Source organism: bacterium SCSIO 12643 (assembly GCA_024398135.1).
In the GTDB taxonomy this organism is placed as follows: Bacteria; Bacteroidota; Bacteroidia; order Flavobacteriales_G; family Salibacteraceae; genus CAJXZP01.
The window spans coordinates 3237752-3259847 of the sequence record CP073750.1 but is presented as its reverse complement, the minus strand read 5'-3'; the positions used below and the strand labels follow the sequence as shown (position 1 = coordinate 3259847).

General features: G+C 36.9%; 21 protein-coding genes. 16 read left to right on the top strand and 5 right to left on the bottom strand.

From position 1 onward, the window contains the following. The first annotated feature begins 5 nt into the window (after positions 1 to 5). The 15 genes from KFE94_14370 (at position 6) to KFE94_14300 (ending at position 15114) form a co-directional block, all read left to right on the top strand. The gene (locus KFE94_14370; GenBank protein ID UTW65829.1) at positions 6 to 581 is read left to right on the top strand and encodes a Crp/Fnr family transcriptional regulator; all 576 of its coding nucleotides are present in this window, start codon (positions 6 to 8) and stop codon (positions 579 to 581) included. A gap of 64 nt (positions 582 to 645) precedes the next feature. Beyond that, positions 646 to 1389, top strand: coding sequence for an SDR family NAD(P)-dependent oxidoreductase (locus KFE94_14365; GenBank protein ID UTW65828.1), 744 nt, complete (start codon positions 646 to 648; stop codon positions 1387 to 1389). Positions 1390 to 1467: 78 nt separating this feature from the next. Further along, positions 1468 to 1974 carry a hypothetical protein gene (locus tag KFE94_14360; GenBank protein ID UTW65827.1) on the top strand — a complete coding sequence of 169 codons (507 nt, stop codon included), beginning with the start codon at positions 1468 to 1470 and terminating at the stop codon, positions 1972 to 1974. Positions 1975 to 1990: 16 nt separating this feature from the next. Further along, on the top strand, positions 1991 to 2569 hold the full coding sequence (locus KFE94_14355; protein UTW65826.1) for a hypothetical protein: 579 nt from the start codon (positions 1991 to 1993) through the stop codon (positions 2567 to 2569). A 3-nt stretch (positions 2570 to 2572) separates the two neighbouring features. Then, positions 2573 to 3772, top strand: coding sequence for an FAD-dependent oxidoreductase (locus KFE94_14350; protein UTW65825.1), 1200 nt, complete (start codon positions 2573 to 2575; stop codon positions 3770 to 3772). Between the two features lie 447 nt (positions 3773 to 4219). Continuing rightward, positions 4220 to 4744: a TetR/AcrR family transcriptional regulator gene (locus KFE94_14345; protein UTW65824.1), complete on the top strand. Its 525-nt coding sequence runs from the start codon at positions 4220 to 4222 to the stop codon at positions 4742 to 4744. 2 nt (positions 4745 to 4746) lie between these two features. Then, positions 4747 to 5157 (top strand): nuclear transport factor 2 family protein, encoded by a 411-nt coding sequence (locus KFE94_14340; protein UTW65823.1) that lies wholly within the window; start codon positions 4747 to 4749, stop codon positions 5155 to 5157. Between the two features lie 194 nt (positions 5158 to 5351). Further along, positions 5352 to 7295, top strand: a complete 1944-nt coding sequence (locus KFE94_14335) for a tetratricopeptide repeat protein (GenBank protein UTW65822.1) — start codon at positions 5352 to 5354, stop codon at positions 7293 to 7295. A gap of 5 nt (positions 7296 to 7300) precedes the next feature. After that, complete coding sequence (locus tag KFE94_14330; GenBank protein ID UTW65821.1) at positions 7301 to 7936, top strand: response regulator transcription factor; 636 nt, start codon at positions 7301 to 7303, stop codon at positions 7934 to 7936. Positions 7937 to 8061: 125 nt separating this feature from the next. Further along, complete coding sequence (locus tag KFE94_14325; GenBank protein UTW65820.1) at positions 8062 to 8994, top strand: hypothetical protein; 933 nt, start codon at positions 8062 to 8064, stop codon at positions 8992 to 8994. Positions 8995 to 9081: 87 nt separating this feature from the next. Then, positions 9082 to 9633 carry a hypothetical protein gene (locus KFE94_14320; GenBank protein UTW65819.1) on the top strand — a complete coding sequence of 184 codons (552 nt, stop codon included), beginning with the start codon at positions 9082 to 9084 and terminating at the stop codon, positions 9631 to 9633. Between the two features lie 130 nt (positions 9634 to 9763). Beyond that, positions 9764 to 10669, top strand: a complete 906-nt coding sequence (locus KFE94_14315) for a cadherin repeat domain-containing protein (protein UTW65818.1) — start codon at positions 9764 to 9766, stop codon at positions 10667 to 10669. A gap of 51 nt (positions 10670 to 10720) precedes the next feature. After that, positions 10721 to 12364 carry a hypothetical protein gene (locus KFE94_14310; protein ID UTW65817.1) on the top strand — a complete coding sequence of 548 codons (1644 nt, stop codon included), beginning with the start codon at positions 10721 to 10723 and terminating at the stop codon, positions 12362 to 12364. A gap of 168 nt (positions 12365 to 12532) precedes the next feature. Further along, entirely contained in the window at positions 12533 to 14752 is a 2220-nt protein-coding gene (locus KFE94_14305) for a CRTAC1 family protein (GenBank protein ID UTW65816.1), read from the top strand. An 11-nt stretch (positions 14753 to 14763) separates the two neighbouring features. Continuing rightward, on the top strand, positions 14764 to 15114 hold the full coding sequence (locus tag KFE94_14300) for a DUF4180 domain-containing protein (GenBank protein ID UTW65815.1): 351 nt from the start codon (positions 14764 to 14766) through the stop codon (positions 15112 to 15114). A gap of 59 nt (positions 15115 to 15173) precedes the next feature. On the opposite strand, the gene KFE94_14295 is transcribed toward KFE94_14300, so the two are convergent. Continuing rightward, on the bottom strand, positions 15174 to 16382 hold the full coding sequence (locus KFE94_14295) for an aminotransferase class I/II-fold pyridoxal phosphate-dependent enzyme (GenBank protein ID UTW65814.1): 1209 nt from the start codon (positions 16380 to 16382) through the stop codon (positions 15174 to 15176). A 75-nt stretch (positions 16383 to 16457) separates the two neighbouring features. Next, entirely contained in the window at positions 16458 to 16766 is a 309-nt protein-coding gene (locus KFE94_14290) for a DUF3784 domain-containing protein (protein ID UTW65813.1), read from the bottom strand. A 53-nt stretch (positions 16767 to 16819) separates the two neighbouring features. Between KFE94_14290 and KFE94_14285 the strand changes: the two genes are divergently transcribed. Further along, positions 16820 to 17935, top strand: coding sequence for an oxidoreductase (locus KFE94_14285; protein ID UTW65812.1), 1116 nt, complete (start codon positions 16820 to 16822; stop codon positions 17933 to 17935). Position 17936: 1 nt separating this feature from the next. Here KFE94_14285 and KFE94_14280 read toward each other — a convergent pair whose 3' ends face one another. The 3 genes from KFE94_14280 to KFE94_14270 form a co-directional block, all read right to left on the bottom strand. Further along, positions 17937 to 19685 (bottom strand): hypothetical protein, encoded by a 1749-nt coding sequence (locus KFE94_14280; GenBank protein ID UTW65811.1) that lies wholly within the window; start codon positions 19683 to 19685, stop codon positions 17937 to 17939. Between the two features lie 35 nt (positions 19686 to 19720). Then, positions 19721 to 21010 carry an SH3 domain-containing protein gene (locus tag KFE94_14275; protein UTW65810.1) on the bottom strand — a complete coding sequence of 430 codons (1290 nt, stop codon included), beginning with the start codon at positions 21008 to 21010 and terminating at the stop codon, positions 19721 to 19723. A 135-nt stretch (positions 21011 to 21145) separates the two neighbouring features. Continuing rightward, entirely contained in the window at positions 21146 to 21811 is a 666-nt protein-coding gene (locus KFE94_14270; GenBank protein ID UTW65809.1) for a protein-L-isoaspartate(D-aspartate) O-methyltransferase, read from the bottom strand. Positions 21812 to 22096 lie beyond the last annotated feature (285 nt).

Below are 22096 nucleotides of genomic sequence, written 5' to 3'. Positions count from 1 at the left end.
CTGCAATGAGCCACCTGGAAGAAATCAAAACCACACTTGCTCAGGTTTTACCACCGGATCAACTGGAGGATTTAATGGCTATTGGGCAATTAAAAACTCTGTCATCGGGTGAATATTTTATTCGTGAAGGCGAAACTCCGCAAAAACTCGCTTTTGTATTAACCGGTTTATTCCGCTATGTCTACATCAATGACAAAGGTTTGGAATTTACCAAGAGCTTGATTCAGGAACGTGATTTTATATCCTCCTACTCCGCGATGATTACCCAAAGTGGTTCACATTTTTTTATTGAAGCATTAGAAGATGCTGTGGTCTTCGTGATTCCTTACCATAAATGGCAAACCCTACTCGCTCAGGATCCGTTTTGGACTGGATTTCTATTGAAGTTTATCGAAAAAGGGTTTATCACTAAAGAAAAACGCGAACGGGATTTACTCCTACTTCCTGCGGAAACCCGTTACCAGAATTTTCTAAAAGAATATCCAGGTATGGAGGGGAGAATCAAACAAACCATCATTGCGTCTTACCTGGGCATTCAACCTGAATCGTTGAGTCGCATTCGCAAAAAAATGTCCTCTTAACATAGGTCAATGCAACCGTTGTTTTGTGCTTTTAATATTGCCTTTCATATTAAAACACAAAAACATGCAACTATCAGGAAATACCATTTTAATCACCGGAGGAAGTTCCGGAATTGGCTTTGAACTGGCCAAACAATTTATAGCCAGAGAAAACAAAGTATTGATTTGCGGCCGATCTAAAGACAAACTTCTTAGCGCACAACAGCAGATTCCGCAACTTGAAATTTTTCAATGTGATCTGGCTGATCCGCAACAGTGTCAGAATCTTGCAGACTGGGTAAGTCAAAATCATCCCGAACTTAATGTGCTCATCAACAATGCCGCTATAGTATACAATGGACGATTTATCAGTGATGTACCTGTTTTAGAATTTGCCGAAAATGAAATTGCCACAAACCTACTCGCCCCGATTCGACTCATCCATCATTTGTATCCGGTACTTCAAAAAAATACGGCTCCACAAATTATCAATATCACCACAGGGTTAGTCTTTGCCCCTCGTGCGGATTATCCATTTTACAATGCGACCAAATCGGGACTCCATGCTTTTACCCAGGGACTCCGAATCCAGGAAGCACAGTCTTCTGTCCATATTATTGAAGTCATGATGCCCGCAGTCAATACGCCATGGCACAAAGGAAATCCACCTAAAATTGCGATTTCGCCTCAAAGAGCAGTTAACGAAATGCTCCGGGAATTGAAAAAGGGAAAGACCGAAATCAAAATTGCCAAAGTGAAACTACTCCACCTCTTGTCTCGAATTGCCCCGGGTTTTGCATTAAAGAAAATCAATCATTTGAATGATTAAATCAGACACATAATAACACCTACTTTTAATTAATTTTATGGCCATTCAAGTTCATTATTCTTACCAAACACAATCAACATGAAACTTAGAAGTCTTTTAGTTATTTTCTCTATCGTCTTTTCATCGACTTTATTTGGACAATTCACCAACACCATTTCTTACGATAACGCTCAGGGTTCACCTGCTGCCACTATTCAAGATGTGAGTTGGATTGCAGGTCACTGGAAAGGTGAAGCTCTAGGTGGAATTACCGAGGAAATGTGGAGCCCTCCGCTGGGTGGTTCTATGATGTGCACTTTTAAACTGGTTGTGGATGATCTCGTGAAGTTTTATGAAATCGTGACTTTATCGGAGGTCAACAATACGTTGATTTTAAAACTCAAACATTTCCATTCAGATCTGAAAGGCTGGGAAGAAAAAGATGAAACCCTGGATTTTAAACTCGTTAAAGTCACTCCAAACAAAGTGTATTTTGATGGATTTACTTTTGAAAAAGTGAGTGAAAATGAAATCAATGTGTACGTGGTTTTTGAAAACCATGGAGAAAGTAAAGAAATGAAGTTTAACTACCATCGAGTTCAATAAAATCCAACTTTGTAAAATGAAAAAGGTCTTATTATTACTATTCGTTTTAAGCAGTACATTCACACTTTCTGCGCAATACAAATTACAGGATATTTCAGTCGGTTACTTCACCCCTTTCTTTGTAGAGTTTGGAGGAAAAGTCAGTACTTCTATTCATCTCAAAAACTGGGAGCTCGTTAGTCAAACAGGTGAATCGCGATATAGAACCCTATATCTGAGTCCGCAAATTGGATATTTTGTTAAACCCAAAAACCATTATAACTATTTGCTCAATTTCGAATTGGGCTATCGAACCCAGAAGGATGATAAAAAATGGTATGGAGCTGCCACATTTGGACTGGGATACCTACTCACTTCGCATATCGTTTCAGGAAGTGTGCATTTAGGTACCGGTGAAATGACTAAAGAACGTGAAAACGTTTCATCAATACTTCCTACACTCGGTTATGAATTTGGTAAAGCACCTACCGATAAATTGGGATATTATTTTAAGTTCTTTGTTGGTCGTAAAATGGCTTTTGGTGCCGAAGATTCTGGTTTCTACGGAGCGGAACTCGGTTTGAAATTTAATCTACAAAACACCTCAAACGAATAGCAGATGAAAAGAAGTGAATTTATCAAAAAGAGTATCGCCCTTGGAGTGAGTGCTCCGTTTCTTTCCATGTTGTTAGAATCGTGTAAAAAAGAAGATTTTAACTTTCCGCAGTTTGATGTCAATTTTAACGGGAAGGTTCTAATTGTAGGTGCTGGAGCCGCAGGTCTTACCGCAGGATATATACTCTACCGACATGGTATTGATTTTGAAATCATCGAAGCTGCGCCACAATATGGCGGACGGGTAAAACGTATGACACAATTGGCCGATTTCCCAATTGACATAGGAGCTGAATGGATGCATGGCCAACCTACCCTTCTGGGAGAGATTTTACGTGATCCGAAATCCAATGCTACGGTAGATTATATTACCTATAATCCTCAAACCATATATAACTGGAAAAACGGAAAACTCAAAAAGCAAAACTGGGCCAATAACTATTACAGTGAGTATAAGTTTAAAAGCACCACCTGGTTTGGATTTTTTGAGAAATACATCGTTCCTAAAATTCAGGATAAAATCCGTTTAAATGCTCCCGTCCAACAAATCGATTATTCGGGAAGCAAGATCACTGTTCAAACGGATCAAACCACCTATGAAGGAGACAAAGTTTTGGTAACGGTTCCAGTCAATATCTTGAAAAGTGGCATGATTGATTTTGTTCCCCAACTTCCGAATGACAAGATCAATGCTTACAATAGCATTCAAATGGGAGATGGATTAAAAGTGTTTATAGAGTTTAAAGAAAACTTCTATCCGGATATACTCTTTATGGGTGGACTCATTTCTGCTTTCAAATCCTCAGAGCGGATTTACTATAATGCTGCTTTCAGAAAAAATACCAATAAGAACGTTTTAGGTTTATTTACCGTACAAGATGCCGCATCGCAGTATACAGATATTGCCACCGATCAGGAACTTATTCAACATATCATGAGCGAGTTGAATTCTATTTTTGACGGCAAAGCTTCGCAAAACTATATGCGTCATGTGATTCAAAACTGGTCAAAAGAACCGTATGTTAAAGGGTCCTATTCTGATAGTTTCACGCAAGATCAAAATGCAACGGTAAATACACTGCTCAATCCTGTAGATAAAAAAATCTATTTTGCCGGAGAAGCGCTATCCGTAAACAATCAAGCCACAGTACATGGAGCAGCCGAAACGGCTTATACCATAGTAGAAAAGATTTTGAATAACTAGGTTTAACTCGTTCACATAGCTTTTACAGTAATTTTTTATTGTCTTTTTCGAATAAACACATCTCTTAAATTTTGATTTGTGTGCTTTTCCTTCACTCCATTCCGGCTGGTCCTTTTGGTCGGACGCTGAGCGAAGTCGAAGTGTCAAGCCAAAAAGGACATAGTAACCTTAAAGTACGTGATCATATTAATAAGCCTATTTCTCTATGTCCTTTTTTACTTCGTGAGCTTGCAAACTAGGTTACTTACCCTAAAAAAGAACGACACTTCGACAAGCTCAGCGCAGGAAAAGGCACTTTTGAGAATGAATTTTCCAATCGCTACGCTTCATGGAAAACCAAACTTTTATGACTTAAAATCAACAATCTGCAATACCATAAATATTACCTCAACAAAAAACATACAGACTTGTCTGTTCTTTTCTATATTTGCAATCCAATTGCATACCATGAAACCAAAAGAACGCATCCTGGAAGTTGCATTTAGATTATTCCATCAACAAGGATATAATTCCACCGGAATCAATCAGATCATTGCAGAAGCTGCCGTAGCAAAAGCTAGTTTTTATCACCATTTTAAATCCAAAGAAGATTTATGTATCGCATTTCTAGATGTGAGACATGATTATTGGTTAGAAGCGCTTCAAGACTTTATCTCCTCAGCTTCCACTCCATCTCAAAAAGTGCTTACCTCATTTGATTTTCTGATTCATATGAACCAAAAAGAAAACTTTAGAGGATGTAGTTTTCTCAATATTCTATCCGAAATCCCATCTGATAATACCCGAATCTTAAAAGTGATTCAGGGTCATAAAAATGATCTGCGATTATTTTTTACAGACCTACTAGGTTCTCCTGAATTATCAGATCATATTTACCTGCTTTTTGAAAGCAGCATCATAGAAAGTCAGATGTTCAAATCGAACGAACTGATCCATACTTCAAAAAATATTGTTACACGTTTAATCGCATAATTATGGAACAAAAATTTCCACTTCCTCCGTTTACCGAGGAAACTGCAAAAGAAAAAATCCAATTGGCAGAAAACGCCTGGAATAGCCAAGATCCTGATAAAGTGTCAAAAGCGTATACCGTAGATAGCGAATGGCGCAATAGGAACCAATTTGTCAATGGGCGTAAAGAAATCGTTGCCTTTCTAACCGATAAGTGGCAGAACGAACGCCACTACAAACTCAAAAAGGAATACTGGGCACATACCGATAATCGAATTGCGGTACGTTTTGAATATGAATACCAAAACGCAGCAGGCAACTGGTTTAGGGCATATGGAAATGAAAACTGGGAATTTGACGAAAACGGACTCATGCAAAAACGTTTTGCCAGTATCAATGATTTAGCCATTGAAGAAAGCGAACGCAAACTATAACCAAAAAGCGTCATGTCATAAAAGTCATGGCGCTTTTCAATTTTACCTTTTTATTTAATTCTTTTATTACCGTAAGTTAATCCTTATTTTCGGTGTTTCTTTGACACCAGACTCACCTCCACACATTTCAAAACAAACCAAATAAGATAGAACCGGGTTCTTACTATATTTATTTAAGATTACGTCAGCTCTATATGAAACCATACTTTTTATCCATTTTAATGGCATTTATCATTTTAGATGGTAGTTCTCAAATTAATAGACTCGACAGTTTAATTGATCAAAGTTCTTCTCAAAATGGATTTGATTTGGTCCACACTTACAATGAAATCTCATGGGAATATAAAAGCATTGATTTAGACAGTTCCCTGCTCTTTGCGCAAAAAGCTGTTCAATTAGCCCAGGACATAGATAATTCAAAAGCTCTGGCTTCAGCATATAATACATTGGCCAACAGTTATGAAGCTTCATCTCTATACGATAGTTCATTGGTTTATTACTTCAAGAGTTTAGAGTTAAAACAAGCAGATGGAGATACGCTTGGAATTGGAAATACCTACAACAATTTGGGAATTATATATGATTTCATGGGAGATAATGAAGCTTCGCTACATTATTACTTCAAAGCACTAGAAATCTACGAAGTATATACCGATGAATTTCAAAAAGTACCCATGGTATATGTGAATATTGGCATCATCTATAAAAAACTCAAACAGTATGATCAAGTATTGAACTACTACAATAAAGCCATATCCATTTATAAAGCAAATGATTATGCAGTTGGTGAAGTCATTACTACCGGGAATATGTCCTCCATTTATCTGCTAACAGGTGATTATGACAGCACCATTTATTACGCAGGTAAAGCCGCGAGGCTGTATGCAGAATTAGGTTACAATCGCTATGTCCCTTATATGGAAAGCAACATTGCTATCGCATATGACAGTTTAAAAAAATATAGTGAAGCCAGAAAATTACATTTAAAAGTCATACAAGATTTCAAACTCGATCAAAACTGGTATGAATTGGCCAATAGTCAGATCATTTTAGGGAATCACTACCTTGTTCAAAATAACGCTTATAATGCTAAACCTATTCTAGAAGAGGCACTGGACATTTCTTTAAAACAAAGCTTTAGAGAACAGGAACTAGATGCCTATCAATACCTTTCAAAAACCTATTCTCAACTAAAATTATACGAAAAGGCCTTTCAAACCGAAAGAAAATACAACCAATTAAAAGACAGTCTTTTGGAAGAAGGGCGGGTAAAATCCTTATTGGAATTAGACAAGAAGTATCAGACAGAAAAAAAGGAAAAAGAGCTTTTATTCGAAAAAGAAAAATTGGCGCAATCTGAAAAAGAAACAGCCCTACAGGACATTGAAATCCTGAAAAAAAATCAGCAGATTTGGATTTTAATCGGACTCGCCATTGTACTCATTTTAGGGATCATTCTAGTTCGTCAAAATACAATCAAAAAGAAAGAAGCTGAAAAAAACGATGCACTTCTTAAAGAAAAGAAAAAAGGAATTGAAGCGGTCATTAATGCGCAGGAAAAAGAACGTAAGCGTATTGCACAGGACTTACATGATGGTGTGGGACAACAACTTACACTTCTTAAATCAGGGGTTCACCAAATCATACAAAAACAAAACAACACCAACGATGACCTGGAGAATTTAGAAACGCAGTTGAATCAGGCAGCTGATGATATTAGATCCATTTCGCACCAAATGATGCCCGTGGTTTTACAAAAATTCGGTCTCCGTGCAGGGCTGGAAAGTCTGTCGCTTCAGTTGAACAAAATGAGTGAGCTGACGTGTACATTTCAAACTGATCAATCAAAAAACAGATATAATGAAAGTATCGAAGTTCAGTTATTTAGAATCTGTCAGGAATTATCCAACAATACGATCAAACACGCGCAAGCCAAAAACATTACGATTCAATTAAAAGAAAAAGGGAACCATCTTATTTTGCGTTATCAGGACGATGGAATCGGTATTAACTCCGAGCAAGACGGACATGGATTAAATAGTATCAGAACACGATTGGATATTATTAATGGTGTCATGAATTGGAATCATGAAAATAACGAAGGCATCCTGGTCAATATTAAAATCCCATTATCGTAATTAGAATGAAAAGCAGAGTACTTCTTGTAGATGATCATCAAATTGTTTTAGATGGATTAAAACGAATTATTACAGATTCAAATGCTTTTGAAGTCATGGGAAATGTCAATTCAGGACATCAGGCACTTCAATTGTTACAGCATATGCCGGTAGACCTTCTTCTCACTGATTTAGACATGCCTGAAATGCATGGTTCTGATTTGGTCAGAAGAGTTAAAGAAAACTATCCCGAGATAAAGGTTATTGTCCTTTCTATGCACACGGACCCGGTATTGGTAAAAGAATTGGTCTCCATTGGTGCCGATGGCTTTTTGGTTAAAACTACCTCAGAGGAAGAAATCATTTTGGCTTTGAAAAAAGTAGCACAAGGTCAACAATACTATTCTACGGACATTACCACTTCGTTGATGAATCAGACTTCTCATGTTTCAGATATCCAAAAGAAGTTTCAGTTGACCCAACGCGAACTGGAAATACTGCAATTAGTCGCTGATGGTTTTAGCACGAAAGAAATTGGCGAACAGCTTTTTATTTCCATCAGAACTGTGGATTCGCATCGACTGAGCATTATGAAAAAACTAGATGTAAAAAATATTGCTGAACTGGTTCGATTTGCATTTAAAAATGCGCTTATAGATTAAAAAAAGCATCCAAATAAGCCACTAAATAGTCAAATTCAGTAAAACTACCTAGATAAAGCGGTAGTACTACTGTATTCTCCCGCTTCACCCCAAAATAGATTTGTGATCAACAAAAATCATAAATCATGAAATCACGTATTTTATCACTCACACTACTGCTTACCTGCTGTTTTTCTATCATCTTATATGCGCAAAACGGGCAAATTCAATATGAACTTATTGAAAATCGACCTCAAGCAAATTTACTGGAACTCTATGTCAACCCATTAGATGGAAAAGGAGCCAATATGGGTCCTGGTGTAACCAGCCGTCTTCGACTCAACTCCAGAATGATGGTGGAAGGAAATCTTATGTCTGCCATGTACCTTAACAATTATCGTAGTAAGTATGATGGGAGTACTCCGGATAGCTTTAAAAACATGGGGGGCATTTATTTTGATGCGACCTTTAATTATGCCTGGAGAAAGAAAAAAGTAAAACTAGAAGGTCAGAACGAAAGGTTTGTTTTAGATCGAAAATATACGCCTACAGTCTCCGGGTCAGAAACCCAAACCAAATATCTCGACTTTCAGTACAATACGGTTATCGAACGCTTTATCAAGGTCGGTGGATATTATGATAATTATCCTCTAGATCATAACACACTCTCTGGTGCCGGGCTTGTTTTAGGACTATTTTCAAACACCAGTAAATCAGCCACAATTCAAGTGGAGGATTGTACACTTAAAAGCCGTTTTGATCTCAGAAAAGGGCTCAACATTTTCATTGGAGTTCCTTCATACATTGATGACACCAAAGCCAATGGTAGCAACATCGGTTTTTCTATTACCATGGGCAGTACGGTGATGCGATCGAACTCTGTTAAAAATAGAATTTTACAAAGTTATAATGTCGATTTTGAATTGGGCGTAAAACCTGGGGGTGTCGGTTTTTTGGGATTCAAAATAGGATTTCCAATACTGAGAATCGGGCGACTAAATTTAACTCCTGATAATGCAGAGTTCAAACAAATTCCGATTCCTAAAAGTAAAATCAAACGTTGGACTTTAGGTGTTTAATTCTAACTACCCAGAAACTTAATTGATCTTATATTTCTGTCAGGGGTAAAATCATCTTTGACAAAAGTCTCAACGAAAACTATCAAAGTGCAACTTTCCAAAGTCATTATTGCTTCATTGGATACCGGATTTATTCGCGGTATTGAAAATATATTACAGGATGAAGAAATGTGGGTTATTCAGGTAAAAACCGAAGCCGAATTTCTACAGGAACTACCCTCTTGTTCCATAGCTCTGGTGGATGTAAGTTATTTCATCCATTTTATCAGTCCAAGAAAGCTCTCTATTCACGAGAAAGTGATTTGTATTTATGACCACTATCCATATAAAACGAATCCTATTTCTGAAATCTATTTCAACAAAAATGATTCTGCAGATCAAGTCATACAGCAAATTCAAAAATGTCTGGATCGACAAAAAAACGGTAGAAATTTACAAGGTTTTGCCATCAAATACAGAATGACACGCAGAGAATTGGAACTTTTTGAATTGATTGTTAAAGGTTATAAATCCAAACAAATCGCTGAACAATTAAACATTAGCGTACGGACCGTTGAGGGGCATCGATCTTCAATTCTACAAAAAACAAATTGTAAATCTACCAGAGAGTTATTACAACTCTTTGAAGCCCATAGTTGATAAGCAAAACTACCTATGGATTTCCGAAAAACACGTATTCCAATTGGTTGGGGATTTCCAAACCTTTGACTCGAATCATGAGACAACAAACTAAACTTCTCACAACATATTAATTATTAAAACTTATAAAATGAAAAAAACAATTCTTAGTATCATATTCATCGGCACTGTTATTATCGGATGTAAAAAAGAGGATATAAATCCTTCATCCAATTCGGGTGGAACAGGCTCTGAAATAACCATTAGTATCTCTGATCTATCCGGACTATCTATTGACGAGAATAGCCCAAACGGGACGGTCATTAGCTCCATTTTAGCAACCGTAGAAAACTCTAATGATCAACCTGTATTTACCATTCTTAATCAGAATCCGAATGGAGCCATTCAAATCAATGGAAATGATATCATCATTGCAGATGTGAGCAAGTTCGATTATGAAACCAATACACAAATCACCGGAAATATTATGGCAACGATTGGGACAGTTCAGGATACAGCCAACTTTACCATTGCGATCAACGATGTCAACGAAAACGCTACTCCGACCAAAGACAATACTTTACGACAAATAACCGGAACTGCACAGGATTTCGAAATATCTCATATGTATGCGCAGAAATGGGATAATGTTTATCTAGCTTCAGGAAATCCCGAAGGGGCATTGAAATTTGACATCAGAGAACCTCTAAATGGGAAGAGATTACTCATTTATTTTTCTGGTATAAGCGCAACTAATAAAACTTATACTTCTTCGGCAGGTTCTTCCCCTGCTAATGTTAAACTAAGTCCGGGAGAATTTGTGGTCGAAAAAATCAGTCTGGGGTCTCAGAAAAACTATTGGTGGAAACCAAACGCTGAACACAAAGCACAATTAACCATTTCAGGAGGTGATGTGACTGTTGAGATTAAAGACTTTGAAATTGGAGGCGGATTAGGAAGTATTGGCACGGAAACGTTTAATATCAAGTTCACATTTGCTTTATCGGATTACAATGCATTATCTGACAATAGTCTAAAACTGATTCACTTCAAATAGGTGACCGTAGCCCCTTTTTCCACAATCAAAAGCATATTTAAACTACAAAAAATGAAAAATCTAATTTGTTCTGTAGCTCTAACGGTTACAGTAATTTTCAATCTCCAATCTCAATCTATTAAAGCATCTGATATTAAGATGGGATATTCCAAAGAAGCTTTAAAAGCATCTAAGAATAGTTCTTTGTACAATGCAGGTTTCTTCATGAGTGAAGATCAGACCAAACTCTATAAACTCTCATCATTTACTGATAAAAAAACGAACGCAGAGATGCTGGAGGTTCAAACGTACAATCAAAATGGTGAGTTCATCAAAGTTGAAGTATTGCCCATGACTGATGAGAGTCTCTCCAAATACAATATCCATAGGTTCGAAGACAACATTGAAGAGTCCAGGAAAAATCTAAACAATCTAAAGGTTTCTTATATCAATAATCCTACTCTGGCGGGTAAACCTAATCTGGTGAATGGAAAACTAGTTCCAGAAACCAACGACCTGGGTGTTTTTCTACGATACAAGTTCCAAAAGGAAAACAGCATAGAACTAAATGAAAAATTTTGGGCTCAGGTATATTACCCCATAGGTGATAACGTCATTGACCGAAACAATTATTTGATTCAACCTGCACCGAGTAAAAAATTGGCCAGAGCCATTTTTAGTTGTAGAAACTCATTTATGCCCAGAGAAAACAAAGCGTACATTGGAGGTTTGATGGCCGTTTCAGGAAGCAAAATGTTTTTAAGTGGCATCATGGACTTAAAAACAAATACCTGGGTAAGCAAACATGAAATTGAGTTACCTCATCCCATATATCCGGGAAAAAGGAATTACGTCAAGCTCAATAATGATGAAACCGGGATTCTCATTCCATCAAAAGATAAATTCACTTATTTACATGTTTCCAATACAGGCGCAAAAAAAAGTATCATTTCACTTTCTATACCTAAAACCGGAGGGCAAAACGGTGTACAACCTTCCACATTCTTATTGAACGAAAAGAATAGTGTGTTTTGCTTTGCCACAACTGCAAAAGGTGCTACCGGTGGAGATATTGGAATCTCTGTTTCAAAAATAGATAATGGTAAAGAATCCTGGAGCAAATCTTATACTAACGAAGATTTATTAAACTACGCAATACAACCGCTAAAGGAGAAAGTAAAAATCAATAAGTTTAAAATGCCTTTTATTCAAAAAGTCATTAAAACAGATAATGGTGATTTACTGGTTCTCATTGAAGCTGTAAAAAATACGTCCAACGGTACCGAAAAAGTATTTCTTATGGTACATATATCAACTGATGGTCGTTTAATTGCTTCATATCCTCTTCCGGCCGTCAAACCTTTAAGCGATGAAAAATTATTATCGTCATTACCCGTTCGAATAATTTCAAATGGAGATACATTTTATGCTGTCATTCGATCAGAAGTTGATGGATACCAAAAAGGTGTGTACACAGACGTTACCTCATCTTCTTATTCGAGCGGAGGAATCAAAACCACAACAACGTATACACATTCTTATAGACTTGATGAATCCCAAAACGCTGGATATGTGATCAAAATTAATCTCGCTAAAAAAGAAGCTTCAAACGTCATCCAGATCGATGATTTTATTGTGGGTAATTTTCCAGGTACATTAAGTCAAGATGGGCATCTATTCATTAATACACCTAAAAAAATTGTAGTCATCAAATGATCTTGTAGTCATTCCTAAATCAGAACCGTGAACTCAAACCAAAAAGCGTCATGTCATAATTGTCATGGCGCTTTTCAATTTTACCTTTTTATTTAATTCCTTCTATAAACTCCATGCAAATCTTATTTTCGGTGTTTCATACTTCCACACATTATTAGCTGAATTGGGATGCGCTATTTATTACTATACTTATTTTCTGGAATCATACTAATAGCTTGCGATTCATCTACTCCTTCCCAAATGAATCAGGAGGTAACTCCAACAACTAAAGAGCCGTCTGCCTACAATATGCCTGAAGAACTAAAACAATTAGTTCTCACAGGTGACCCCATGACCTATTATCACTGGAATGGAAAACAAGCCGCTTTACACCTACAAAATATGGAGAAGGGATCTATGCAACAGCAAATGAATTCCTGGTTTGAATACTGCAAACAATCCTTAAATGCTGGTAATTATCAAGTATGTATCGATGAAATATCCGGTTATTTAAATCAATCACAAAAACCCTATGAAGAAATCATTAATGCAAAAACCAAAGTATTATTTGAAGCTTTGGCTTTAGCCTATTTAAGACAAGGAGAGCAAGAAAATTGTCAGAACAACCATACGAATCAATCTTGTATTGTTCCCATTCAAAAAATGGGGCAACATCAACTAAAAAGTGGTTCTGAAAATGCGATTCAAATTTACAGTTTGCTTCAGGATCATTTCCCGAATGACAAATATAAATGGCTCCTCAATGTAGCCTACATGACTTTAGGACAATATCCTAATCAAGTTCCAAAAGATTATAAAATTGATTTTCCACATGCATCGGAACAAAACAATTTTCCTGCATTTGAAGATATTGCCATGTCCATAGGTTTAGCGCAAAACGGACTTTCCGGAGGTACTTGTATCGATGATTTTAACAATGATGGTTTCTTAGATGTATTTGCCACGTCCTATGGCATGGAAGATAATGTGCAATTATTTTTGAACGACCAAAATGGAGGCTTCTCCAATGTCACACAAAAAGCCGGACTTCAAGGTATTGTGAGTGGACTCAATTGTATTCATGCTGATTATGACAACGATGGATATACGGATATTCTTGTTTTAAGAGGCGCCTGGCTAGGCAAAGCAGGTACACATCCCAACTCGTTGCTTAAAAATATGGGAGACGGTACTTTTAAAGATGTTACCCAATCTGCCGGAATATTATCCTTCCACCCTACCCAAACTGCCAGTTGGGGAGATTTTGACCGGGATGGAGATTTGGATCTTTTTATTGGTAACGAAAGTGGTAAAAATGATCCGCATCCCTGTGAGCTTTTTCAAAACAATGGTAATGGAACTTTTAATGAAGTTTCCAATCAATACGGACTTCCCAATATTACCGGTTTTGTAAAAGGGGTCACCTGGGGAGATATCAATAGTGACGGCTGGATCGATTTATATATTTCAGTTTTAGGGGGAGAGAATATGCTATTTAAAAATACAGAAGGGCAGTTCTCCAATATCACATCATCCGCGGGTGTGGGTGAACCATTCTTTAGTTTTCCTTGCTGGTTCTGGGATGTCAATAATGATGGGCATCAGGATCTTTTTGTAAGCGGTTATGATCTTCGCTATTTAGAAGATGTGGCAGGAGAATATGCCAAAGAAATGCAGGGACTTCCCTTTGAATCTGAAAAACCACGTTTATATCTCAATAACGGAGATGAAACCTTTACCGAAACGACTGAGGATTTTAAAATCTCCAAAAGTATGTTTGCGATGGGCGCTAATTTTGGTGATCTGGATAATGATGGATTCTTAGATTTTTATGTAGGCACTGGGGCTCCTGACTTTAGTACTATTGTTCCCAATAGAATGTTTAGAAATATGGCTGGAAAAAAGTTTGAAGAGGTTACCACAGCCGGACATTTTGGTCACATTCAAAAAGGGCATGGTGTGGCGTTTGCGGATTTAGATCGTGATGGTGATCAGGATATTTATACAGTATTAGGAGGGGCCTATGAAGGCGATGTCTTTACCAATGTTTTATTCGAAAACCCAATATCTAAAAATAATTGGATCGTGATCCAACTGGAAGGTATTGAATCCAATAAGAGCGCAGTGGGTACACGAATAGCATTGACTTTGGATTCCGGACAAAAGATTTATCGAACAGTTTCTACCGGAGGCACTTTCGGAGCTTCCCCCTTACAACAAGAAATTGGATTGGGGACGGCACAAAAAATACAGCAACTTACTATTTACTGGTCTAATTCTAAACCTCAGGTATTTTACGATATAAATGGTCACCAGAAAATTCGAATCCGGGAGGGTAAGGAACAAATTCAGGTTGAAGATTATACCACCATTCCTTTCCGTAAAGATGCAGTCCACTATCATCATTAATTCTGCTCCTTATGCAAATCAAATCACACCAAAAAGCCCAATTAAAAAGTGCGGAACTCATCTCCGATGAAATATTGATACAATCTATTGAAGATGGAACCAACCTCATGGGTGATTTATATTATCAAGGTTATGATCGTATCATTATTTACGAACAAAATCTCACTTCCGATTTCTTTGATCTAAAAACCAAAATGGCGGGAGAAATACTTCAAAAGTTCTCCAACTACAGAATGCGTTTGGCCATCATAGGAGACTTATCCAAATACACCAGTAAAAGTTTTAACGATTTCAAATTTGAATGTAATCAAACCAAACAGATTCATTTTGCGAGTTCTCTGAATGAAGTCTTAGAAGCTTAAAACAAAAAAGCCATCCCCAACAAGTTGAGAATGGCTCTTCAAATTTATCTTCTTAAAGCTTAGATTAAACCTACTTCAGCCAATCTAATTTTAATCGTTTCATAAGTACGTTCGATATCCATATCCAAACCAACAGACATTCTGATTAACCCCGGACTTAACCCCATGTCTCCTTGTTCTTCTTCAGGAATTTCAGATGAAGTACTACTACCCGGAGCGCTAAACAATGTTTTGTAGAAACCTAAACTCACAGCCAAATAACCTACGTTATCCTCTTGCATAGAATCCATCAATTTGTATGCGTTCTCCTTGGACTTACAATCAATTAAGATCATCCCCCCAAAACCATAATCCGCATTCATTTGCTTCTTCATCAAGTCATATGACGGATGACTGTCTAATCCCGCGTAACGTACACGTACGCCATCTTCCTCTAATCTATTCGCCAGATACATCGCATTTTTACTATGCTGCATCATTCTGATATGTAATGTACGCAGGTTTTTTAGAATACTTGCTGAACGTACACCGTCCATTGTTGGACCCAATAACATGGTAGAACCGGTATTCAAATCCATCAAAGAATTGATAAACTCTTCCGTGCTACAAATTGCACCACCTACCGTATCACTTGCACCATTAATAAACTTCGTTAAGGAATGAATCACTACATCCACACCAAATTTTAACGGAGAAAATACCATCGGAGTAAACGTGTTATCCACAACCAGTTTGATTCCGTTTTTATGCGCCAACTCAGACAACGCTTTTAGATCTGCAATCTCCAATAGCGGGTTACTCATTACCTCACAAAAAATCATTTTTGTATTTGGGGTAATCGCCTTTTCTACCGCATCTAAATCGGTAATATCTAATAAAGTCGTATTGATATTAAATTTTGGCAGGTAAAAATGGAATAAAGAATACGTACCCCCGTATATGGTTTGTGATGAAATAATATGATCACCTGCTGCACAAATTTGCATGGTCACATTGGAAATTGCAGCCATACCTGAGCCAACTACCTGAGCCGCTTCCGCACCTTCCATTTTTGCTAAAGCATTTGCTAAATACTTGTTTGAAGGATTCCAGTGTCTGGAATATAAATAACATCCTTCGGTCTCTCCACCAAAAGTACCTTCCATACTTTCAGCCTTTAAGAATGTATATGTTGAACTATCTGTAATAGACGGGTTTACCCCTCCAAACTCACCAAAATTTTGTGTATCCTGAACAGCCGATGCCGGATCAAATTTCTTATCAATCATATTTATCGTATTAATGTCCCCAAATGTACGAATGACAAAGAAATTAAAACCTGATTTATATATATAAATCTGCTTCTATTTACGTGCACTAAATTTCTGCGCTCCCGCAATCAAAATAACCAGACCAACTACAACAATTACATAAAATGGGTAATCCGCATAATTGGGATCGGCAAAAGAATGACTCACATAGTTGCTAAGAATCAACAAAACTCCAATGATCACAAACACGTTCCGAGACCATTTCTTTAAACCTTCTACATCTACTTTGGCTTTGTCTTCTTCAGACATGGTATTGTAGCCTGCCAGAAGATTTGGGAATCTATACACCAAAACTCCAAGTGCCATAAAAAAGAAAGCTAAGGCCAATTGTCCGGAATCCATATTGTAATGTTTTGATTGCTATCGTTATTTTCGTTTTTCAATCCAACGAAATCATGTCATCACTCAAATATATACCATTTTTTATCGCAGCTGTTCTCACCTGGTCTTCATGTCAAACGAACTCTTCCCAATCTCCTCAAAATCAAGATCAACAATCTAAGGATACCATTTCATATGCTCTAGAGGAGTTTAATATTCCGAATACCAGTATTCGAGCATTGGAAGCTTTAAATGACTCTACGGTTTGGTTTGCCGGATCAAATGGTTACTGGGGATATACCGAAAACAATGGCCAGGATTGGCATATTCATCAAATGCAATTGGATACTGTTTTTCCTGAGTTTAGGTCTATCGCTATCACCGATAATGGATTCATATATTTAGTCAGCATTGCACATCCTGCAGCCATTTTTAAATCAACCGATTTAGGTCAAAACTGGAAAAAGGTATATCAGGATACTTCCGAAAATGCATTTTTTGATGCCATTGAATTTTGGAATGATGAACAAGGAATTTTACTTGGGGATGCTGTTCATCAATGTTTTCACATCGCAACCACCAATGATGGAGGCAACACCTGGCAAAGGGTAAATTGTTCGCAGCTCCCTCCTGCTTTAGAAAATGAAAACCCTTTTGCAGCTAGCAATACCAATGTTTCTTTGTCCGATTCGCATACATGGTTTGTTACTGGTGGAAAATCAAAATCACGTGTATATCATAGCTCCAATTATGGATTGGATTGGGATGTTGAGGAAACACCGATTGTCTCAGGTCAAACCATGACCGGGATCTATTCTGTTCAATTTATATCTCCTAACATCGGAATGATTGCTGGTGGAAACTGGGAAAATGTTACCGAAAAAAACAATCATATGGCGCTTACCCGAGACGGTGGGCAAACCTGGAAAGTTTTAAATGATAATTCTATGAACGGTTATATTTCGTGTATTCAGTTTGTACCCGGATCCAATGGAAAAGAAATACTTGCTTTAAGTGGTCGTTCACGTGGCGGTATTTCTCAGATGTATTACTCTTCCAATATGGGTGAATCCTGGCAAAAATGGAACAATACCAATTATTTGGCTATACAATTTGCTTCGCCAAATGCGGCCTGGATTTCGGGTAATGAAAAAATTGGAAAATTGACTTTGAATAAAGGTCAGCGCTGATCTATTTCACTAAGATTTCTACCACCTTATCCTTCACTTGTTCAGAAGCCTGATAGTACGCTTTTCCTCCTGCCTGATCGAAAGTACCACCACCACCTTTTACGTTGTTGATGCTTTCTTTATAGATCTCTTTTCCTTGATTGTTGTCATATACAGAAATAGTAACATCTACATATGCAAAACAAACACCTCCAAAATATCCGCCTTTACGCGAGGATGCACGAATCTTAATCACATAATCTGTATCTCCTGAATCTTCGCTAAAATCAAAACCTTTTGTTGCCAGACTTTCTTTGATCTGTGGCTCAATTAACTTTACATCTAATGATTTACCAAAGTTGTTTTCTTCAGCCTGAATATTGATCGTACTTGGCATGACTGTCACCTTAAAAGAAGCTTTAGGCAATTCTTTATTCTTCAGCATGCTTTTCACATACTCAGAGGTATCATTGGATAAGAATTCCGCCAGATCAATCTGTGCTACAATAATCTGGTTTTTATACTCCCCACTGATTTTTTTCACTTTACAGGTCGCATTACCAGATTTGTCTGTAATTGTTGAGCAATACTCCGTACCTCCATTGTTATTAAAGAATCGAACCGGAATACCTTCCAATTCTTTTCCATCCACTACAACAGAAGCTACCAAATCTTTATCTAAACCTAATCCTGCTTTACCAGATGCACCAATAGTATGAGAAGTGATCTGAATTTTCTCTAACATTTTTAGGTTTTTAATGTCTTGTGGAACTACTGCTACACTACTATTAATCAATTCTAATTCTGTAATTTGAACCGCATTACGCCCCACTACCTTTTTTGTTTTAGAATCAATCAAACTACTTTTTACTACAATATTTTCACCTTCATGAAAGTATACTCCTTCAATGATATAACCGGCTGAAGGCATTTCTTCCGGTAAAGATTGTTTGATGGTTTTATCTAATTTATATGAGAAATCAGAAGTAAATCCAGTTTGCTCATAAGTAAACGGTTTTAAATGAATACTCTTGTGATTATCACCTTGAGACTTCATTAAACCATTTGCAATAATATATCCCATATCATCAATGCTCATTCTTTTATCCTTTTGGATAGCCAGCATTAATTTATTGAACTTACTATTTAATCCGTTTACCTCATCAATTCTAACATCCATATCGCCATTTGCGCCTATGGCCATTAAAATCTTTTGAGATTCATCAATGGTGAAGAACTTGTTATATGCGCCAAGACCTTTTTTAAAGGCTCTCTTTAAATCACCATCATCTTTTAGAGTTTGACTTTGAGAAATAATATTCTCGATATCCGAAATGTTTTTACCAATTTCAGAACGATAATATTCAATCATTTGAGATTTGCTTACATACGCAAATCCATAACCTTTTTTGTTTTTCTTATCGTAGTACGAATCCGTCTGTAACCCGATAAGTTGTAAATCCGATTGTGAAGTCGTTTTCTGATTAAAATAATCATCAATCTCCCCGTTGAAATCGGAAACTTTAGAAGTGCTCACACTTTTCACCTGAACTTTAACACTTTGTATTAGCTGCGCTTTGGCTGCATCTACAAGCAATTGCAGTTCTGCATCTATTTCTTTTTTATTGATATCAGATGTTTCAAAATACCCGGTTAGAAACAACGCTGTTGGATACATGTTTGATCTGGTATCTGCGGAAATCCATCCTGGCGCCTGTCCAAAAGTTTGAATAGCACTTAATAGGAAAGTGAAAAGTATGAGCTTCTTCATTGATCAGTTATAATAGTGTTCTACTATCTAGAAAATTAGTCGATATCGCTTTTGTTAATCCATCCTTCTTTTCCTCCAAGAAGTTTGATTTTCACCCAGCTTCCTTCTCTACCTAATACTTCGAATTCGGTATCTCCAGGAACTTTTGCGATGCTATCAGCACCTTTGTTTGCTTCAGCATACACACTAATTCTGTCTTTTTTCTTACCAGCAGTCTTAACTTTTTCGATGTTCAATTTCGCACCTTCAGACTCATCAAAAACATAAGGAGTAATTTCTACACCTAGTTTTCCCAATTCTTCTAATGCTTCTTTACTGTTCATTGCTCTTTCCAATGCAGCTTTGTGATCTTTAGAATCATCTAACTCGTATGCAGTTTGGTGGTATTGGATTGCTTGATCGTAGTTACCAACAGCTTCGTATAATACACCCATGTTGTGTGCCATCGCAGCATCATATGGATCTGCATCATATACACCTTTTACAATTGCAAAAGCTTTAGACAAGTTGTTTTCTTTTATTTGTTTCTTTGCTTCTTTAAACTCATCCTTATAATCTTTTACTTTAGGCTTTTCAACAGTTAAACCCTGATAAACGAATACTGGTGTAAAGTATGATACCAGGTCTAAAGAAATCGCTTTCATTCCGTTAGTAATTACCGCCTGGTTCGTAGGAAGTTTATTATAAGCTTCAGATTTATTTTTACTACTGCTTGCAGATGCTTTTTGTGTTTTTGTTTTAGTTACAACACTTAAGATTTGTCCAGTTTCTACAGAAATAATTTTCATAGTTACTTCAATAGTTGCTGTTTTATAAGCACTGTAAGTATACGTTGTCGCTCCGGTTTTAGAGTTTTTATGCGTATTTGTTTTAGAACTTGTCTTTACATCAGTAGAGTATCCACCTGTAATGATAACATCTAATCCCAATAACTTTCCAACTTCAGCTGCATCACCATCAGATACTGCACCACTAGCACCTAATTTTTGCTCAGCCATAATTTTGTCAATCTCGCTACGCTCAACAACGGTATACACGTTAGTTTTATAACGCTCCATATAGTTTTCGCCACGAGCATAAACACCTCTGTGCTCTTCTAAAAGTTTCGCAATCATATAATCCGCCAGTTGCGAACCATAATCATTGTAATTGTATCGCCAGTTATTATTTAGACGATCTTCAAAATTCATGATCGCCAATTTCTTCATTCCTTCGATAGTCTTTTCAGGGGCTTTTAAGCTGTAACACTTTAATTGAGCTTGAACGAATATGGGAGAAAAAATTAAAATTGCGGCCGTTAATGCGATAGTAAAATTTTTCTTCATAATAGATATGTTTTGTTTTAAAGTTGTCCCAAATTTACAATACTTGTGCCAAAAGTGTATCGTATAACAAAAGGTTTTTAAACTCTTGGTTTTGATTCTTGTATTTTAATTATGCAGGCATAATGATCTATGCGATTATCTTTCCACCTTTGGCAACATTGGTACGAAACTGCATGGTCCGAAATCTTCGGTTGTGGTTTCGGTTTCAGAAACCTTGGTGATCCGATACATCGTTTGCTTTTCGGTTTCCCCAATAGGAATGACCATTACCCCACCTACTCTTAACTGTTCAATCAGCTTCTCAGGAACAAATGGTGCTCCAGCGGTAATAATCACTTTATCAAATGGAGCAAACTCCGGTAATCCTTTATAACCATCACCATAAAAGAACTTAGGCATATAGCCCATTTTAGGGAGTAACTTGCTCGTTTTATCAAACAACTGTTTCTGACGTTCAATGGTATACACGCGCCCTCCACGTTCTAAAAGCACAGCGGCCTGATATCCTGATCCCGTACCTATTTCCAATATCTTATCTCTTTTTTTTATATCCAACAGATGCGTTTGCAAAGCCACGATATACGGTTGAGAAATTGTCTGTCCAGCACCAATAGAAAAGGCATTATTTTGATAGGTAAAATTGATATCAAACGCACTATCAAAAAACTGATGTCTAGGAACCGACATTAACGCTTCCATCACTTTTTCATCAGCTATTCCAATTTGGGACAACATTTGTTCCACTTCCTGTACCATTCTTCTTCTGGCACCTTTCAACTTCATTGTATCCGCTCTTAGCATTCTTTCTGTTAATCGTTTAAAGAGTTTCTTATTTTGGCCAATATTAAATACAAAAGTTGATCTTTAAAAGGAATAAAAAGCAAAGTATTTTAAAGGTTTACTCACTGACTCTCCAGTCCCGATTTATCCTATTATGATAAAACATTATTTATATGTGTTTTACGCCCAATCTCGTTATTCAAAGTTTAGAAAGCACATATTATTCCATTGGTAAACATACTTTAACACATTCTCACCGCCTCTCAAAACACTAAAAATCAAAAGCATAAAACAATATCACATTTT